General features: G+C 34.2%; 1 protein-coding gene. It reads left to right on the forward strand.

What is annotated here, in order from left to right; all coding sequences use genetic code 11:
* Positions 1-281: 281 nt before the first annotated feature.
* Positions 282-453, forward strand: a 172-nt coding sequence (locus HC176_RS16460) for a thioredoxin family protein (protein ID WP_245234935.1), incomplete at its 3' end; no start/stop codon positions are given.

The raw sequence follows: 453 nt of genomic DNA on the forward strand, positions 1-453 counted from the left end.
TGAATATTTAGTGATTTTGAATTACTTACGTAATAAATTTACTAAAGAACAGGGAGATAATTTCATTTAGATGGCTACAAAACGATGACTTCCGAAAATCTTCGGCAGAAACCGGAAACCTCTTAATTGTTGTAAGAAAATTCCTTCAATTAAGAAGTTCTATTAGGTGAATAGGTGCTGATAATGAGGTTATAGCCAAATCTAATATCCCTGGTAATAACATTGGATAGATTTTTGTTTATTTTTACCCATACAAAAATTAAGAACTTAAAGAGAAAAAAATGGCTTTAGAGATAACAGACGCGACTTTCGAAGAAAAAGTGCTGAACAGCGACAAACCTGTAATGGTAGACTTTTGGGCAGCCTGGTGTGGACCTTGTAGAATGGTGGGTCCCATCATTGATGATATTAGTAAAGAATATGAAGGAAAAGCAGTAGTAGGGAAGTTAGATG

The organism is Tamlana crocina (assembly GCF_012037625.1).